This window comes from Methylobacterium sp. WL8, assembly GCF_008040045.1.
Classification (GTDB): Bacteria; Pseudomonadota; Alphaproteobacteria; order Rhizobiales; family Beijerinckiaceae; genus Methylobacterium; species Methylobacterium cerastii.
This window is the reverse complement of record NZ_VRVF01000150.1, coordinates 1-4,139: the sequence shown is the minus strand read 5'-3', so window position 1 is coordinate 4,139 and position 4,139 is coordinate 1. Positions and strand designations below refer to the sequence as shown.

Sequence of the window (4,139 nt, the reverse complement as noted above, 5' to 3'; positions counted from 1 at the left end):
TCCGCCGCGCCTACCCTGAGATCGCCATCCGCTTGGCCGTGGGCAACACCACCGACGCCGCCGACGCGGTGCGCGCGGGCACGGCCGAACTCGGCTTCGTCGAGGGGGCGCTGGACGACCCGACGCTTGCGAGCACCACCATCGCGCGGGACCAACTCGTCCTCGTGGTCGCCCCAACACATCCCTTCACAGGGGCGACCGCGCTCGAACCCGAGGACCTCGCTGGGGCCGATTGGGTGCTGCGCGAGGCGGGATCGGGAACCCGCTCGGCCTTCGAGGCAGCGCTCACGGAGGCCGGTCTGGCCGTGGCCCGGCTTCGGGTCACGCTCGAACTGCCTTCCAACGAGGCGGTCCGCGCCGCCGTCGAGGCCGGAGGTGGGGCCGCCGTCCTGTCCGAGACCGTGGTCGCCGCAGCGCTTCAAGCCGGGACCCTGGTACGGGCGGCGTTCGATTTGCCAAGCCGACCGTTCCGGGTGCTGCGCCACAAGGAGCGCTACCGCAGCCGGGCCGCCGACGCGTTGCTCGACCTGATCGCGACGGCGGATGCCGGATGAGCGATCCTGCAAAACCCGTGCCCCCCGACGACCCGCGGGTGAGGCTCGCCGAGGACCGGACCGTGCTGGCGGCCGAGCGCACCTTCGTGGCGTGGCTTCGCACCGGGCTCGCCTTCCTCGGCGTCGGCCTGGCCGCGCAGCGCTTCCTGCGAGAGGTGCTGGCGGTCTGGCCACTGAAGGTGCTGTCGCTCACGCTGATCGCCTGTGCGCTCGCCTCGTTCGCCGGCGCCGCATGGCGAGACCGGGCGATTCGGGCGCGACTCGCCCATGCCGAGATCCCGATGATGCCGCGCATCCTCACCGTCGGGGTTGCGGCCCTGCTGATCGCGATCTCGGGCCTTGCGGCCACCGCCCTGCTCTGGGCATGACGGTCAGGCCACCGTTACCCGCACCCGGTGCCAGGCGGCGCTGAGGTAGCCCTTGTAGTTCCAGGTGTCGTCCGGCGCCGCAGGCTGGGTCTGGCCGGCGGAATCCCAGGCCCGCACCGCGAGTTCGTGCTCGCCGGTCGTCAGCTCGCAGTCGATCTCCCAGAACGTCCAGGCGTAGGGCGCGTCCGCATCGCGGTCGATCCGGGCCTGCGCCCAGCTGCGACCGCCATCCGTCGAGACGTCGACGCGGGCGACCGCGCGGTCACTGGCGATGGCGTAGCCGCGGATCGCGTGCCGTCCGGCCTTCAACGCTGCGCCGCGGGCGGGCTCGCAGATCGCGCTGTTGAGCGGCATCGCCTCGATGGTGATGCCGTGGACGGGGTCCGCGGTCTCGGCGGTCACGTCGGGCGGAAACAGCTTGTAGTCGTCGGCCTGCATCGGGTTGTCGGAGGGGTGATCCTGCACCGTGATGCGGGCGAGCCATTTCGGGCTGCGGATGCCGGCAAAGCCCGGTACCACCACGCGCAACGGATGGCCGTGCTCGGGGGCGAGAGGCTCGCCGTTCATCGCGAAGGCGAGCAGCGTCTCGGGGGCGAGAGCCTTGGCGAGCGGGATCGAGGCGCCGAAACGCGTGTCCGTATGGGCGATCCGGTCGTGGCTCTCGAAGGCGACGTGACGTGCGCACCCCGCGTCGAGGCCGGCCGCGCGCAGGACGTCGGCGAGGCGCACGCCGGTCCATTCCGCGTTACCGATGGCGCCGGCCGCCCACGGGTCGCCGGCGACCGGGGCCACCGCCAACATGTCCGCCCGGCGGTTGCCGGCGCATTGCATGACTGCCGTGACGGTGATGGGTGCGAACCGCGCCTTGAGGTCGGCGACGGACAGGTCGAGCGGCGTCGCGATCATCCCGTCGACGGTCAGGCGGTAGCCGTCGGCGTCGAGATCCGGGATATTCCCGTGGCTGCGGACGTAGAAGTCGGCCTGGTCGGTGATGAAGGCCGCGCGCAGGCGATCGAGCGGCGGCTCGGCGTTGTAGGGCGCCTTTCCGTGGACGATGAGGCGGTCCTTGCGCTGGAACAGGCCGAGCATGGGGTCTTTGTCCTGCGTTCGTGACGTGTCGACGACGAGAACGCGCCGGGGGCGATAAGGCCCCCGGCGCGCGTCGCCTCAGGGCTTCATCGTCGAGATGACCGCGTTCTTCGCCCGGTCCACCACGGCGACGCTGAGGTCGCGGTTGAGGACGTAGGCGTGGGCGTTGTCGGCCGAGAACGCGATCGCCTGGCGCGGCTCGTTCAGGCCGGTCACCGTGGCGACGACCTTGAGGGTGCCGGTGTCGATCACCGACAAGGAGTTGTCCTTGAGATTGCCCGAATAGACGAAGCGACCGTCCGGGGTCAGCGCGGCGCCGTAGGGGTCCTTGCCCACTGCCACCTCGGAGGTGACCTTACGCGCGGCGAGATCGACCACACCGATGGTGTTGCGGCCGCTGTTGGCTGCAAACAGCGTCTTTCCGTCCTTGGTGATCGAGATCGCGCGCAGCTTGTCGAACCCGGCGATCTCGCCGGTGATCTTGTTGGTGGCGGTATCGACCAACGTGATCTTGTCGCCGAGGAAGTTCGTCACGAACACGGTCTTGCCGTCCGGCGACAGCTTCACGCCCTGGCGCGGCTGCGCGAAGCCGGGGATCACAGCCTCGGCGAGCATGGTCCTGGTGTCGAACACGGTCAGCGTACTTGCGGCCTCGTTATTGACGTAGAGCTTGCCCCCGTCGGCCGAGAGCACCGTACCGAACGAGCCGGGGCCCGCGGCGAGAACGCCGGCCTCCTTGCCGGTGGCGGTCTCGTAGACCGTGATCCGGCCGGTGCCGCTGTCGGAGACGTAGAAGCGGGCGCCGTCCGGCGCGAACACGATGTTTCGCGGCGTGACGAAGCCGTCGAGGCGGCGCAGCACCGTGCCCTTGGCGACGTCGTAGACGATGACGGCGCTCTCCTCGCTGTTCGACACAGCGGCGACGGTCCCGGCGGCGTTCAGCGCCAGTGCGTTGTTCTTGATCGCGCCGTCGAAGCCGGCGGCGAACCCGGGCTGGGCCTGGGCTAGGAGCAAGGCGGCTCCGGCGAGGAGGGTGCGAAGGCTGGTGCGGATATGGGTCATGAAGCGGGTCTCTCGGGCATGCGCGCTCGTTCGGCGGCCGGGGCCTGCCGTGAGGGCTGGTTCGAAATCGGAAATCCGTGGTGCAAGGCCGGGCTGGCCGTGCATCGCCCTGGGAAGACGCCGGAAGGCGCGGTCTATTCCCCGAGGCCGGCGAAAAAAGCGCGGCGGCCTCGGGATTCGGGGGTTCAGGGCGTCGGCTTCAACGCCGTGAGGTAATCGATGATGGTCTGCACGTCGGCCTGATCGACGGGCGCCTTGTAGACGTGGACCATCTTGTTCACGGTCTCGGTCCACTGCGCCTTCGTGAGCTTGGGCTGGGTCAGCACCATCCCGGCCGAGTGGCAGGCGAGGCAGTTGTTGTTGACCGCCTCGGCCCCCGGTCCGTCCGGGAAGATCCGGTCGGAGGTCGGGAATTCGATCGATTGCGAGGTGAAGTGCATCGGCTCGGGAGCCGGGGCGGCGAGCGCCACCAGGGGAGACAGTATGAGTGCGGCGATGAGGGCCGCAGGGCGGATCGGGTGCATGGCTGGTCTCCTCAAGCGGCCTGGAATGACACGGCCTCGATGCCGTTCTGCATGAAGCCGGCGCCGTTCCAGACCCGGTCCATGGGCTGCGCGACGCCATTGGTGTTGGTGCAGCGGACCCTGACCGTGTGGGTGCCGGAGGCCAGCGCCGGCAGGCTGCCCTCGAAGCGGCGGAAGCTGTAGGGGCCCTCGTCCGCGCCGAGCTGCGCCGGGAACCACGTCGCTCCGCCGTCTCCGGAGAAGTCGACCGCCTTTACCCCGCAATCGCCGCCGAAAGCGATGCCGCGAAGGGCCACCGGCGTTCCGGCCGCCACCTTGGCGCCATCGGTCAGGTTGGTGACGAAGGAGCGTGGCACCATCCTGTTGATCGGCACCGTCTTGAAGCCGGTCTGGCCGGGCTTGATGTTGGCGCCCAGCACGTCCGGTATGCGGTAGGCGATCTTCATCCAATATTGGTCGTCGGGCTTGTCCAGCACCTCGATGTCGGACAGCATCTTGACCCAGTAGGTCGAGTACCAGCCCGGCACCACGAGGCGGAGCGG

The 4,139-nt window shown here is 69.5% G+C and carries 6 protein-coding genes; 2 read left to right on the top strand and 4 right to left on the bottom strand.

The window, feature by feature from the left end:
• A partial coding sequence (locus tag FV234_RS25350; RefSeq protein ID WP_246686309.1) for a LysR substrate-binding domain-containing protein occupies positions 1-554 on the top strand: 554 nt, incomplete at its 5' end.
• Positions 551-922 (top strand): DUF202 domain-containing protein, encoded by a 372-nt coding sequence (locus tag FV234_RS25345; RefSeq protein ID WP_147815581.1) that lies wholly within the window; start codon positions 551-553, stop codon positions 920-922. The genes FV234_RS25350 and FV234_RS25345, both read left to right, overlap by 4 nt.
• 3 nt (positions 923-925) lie before the next feature.
• Here the strand turns inward: FV234_RS25345 and FV234_RS25340 are convergent, their stop codons facing one another.
• The 4 genes from FV234_RS25340 to FV234_RS25325 all read right to left on the bottom strand — a co-directional run.
• Entirely contained in the window at positions 926-2,011 is a 1,086-nt protein-coding gene (locus tag FV234_RS25340; RefSeq protein ID WP_147832383.1) for a sulfite oxidase, read from the bottom strand.
• Between the two features lie 78 nt (positions 2,012-2,089).
• Positions 2,090-3,073 carry a beta-propeller fold lactonase family protein gene (locus tag FV234_RS25335; protein ID WP_147832382.1) on the bottom strand — a complete coding sequence of 328 codons (984 nt, stop codon included), beginning with the start codon at positions 3,071-3,073 and terminating at the stop codon, positions 2,090-2,092.
• A gap of 185 nt (positions 3,074-3,258) precedes the next feature.
• On the bottom strand, positions 3,259-3,597 hold the full coding sequence (locus FV234_RS25330; RefSeq protein WP_147832381.1) for a cytochrome c: 339 nt from the start codon (positions 3,595-3,597) through the stop codon (positions 3,259-3,261).
• Between the two features lie 11 nt (positions 3,598-3,608).
• On the bottom strand, positions 3,609-4,139 hold a 531-nt coding region (locus FV234_RS25325), incomplete at its 5' end, for a molybdopterin-dependent oxidoreductase (RefSeq protein WP_147832380.1).

Bases quoted from the DNA above. Each gene is read 5' to 3' on its own strand.
- FV234_RS25345 (WP_147815581.1), top strand. From the start codon at position 551: ATGAGCGATCCTGCAAAACCCGTGCCCCCCGACGACCCGCGGGTGAGG.
- FV234_RS25340 (WP_147832383.1), bottom strand. From the start codon at position 2,011: ATGCTCGGCCTGTTCCAGCGCAAGGACCGCCTCATCGTCCACGGAAAG.
- FV234_RS25335 (WP_147832382.1), bottom strand. From the start codon at position 3,073: ATGACCCATATCCGCACCAGCCTTCGCACCCTCCTCGCCGGAGCCGCC.
- FV234_RS25330 (WP_147832381.1), bottom strand. From the start codon at position 3,597: ATGCACCCGATCCGCCCTGCGGCCCTCATCGCCGCACTCATACTGTCT.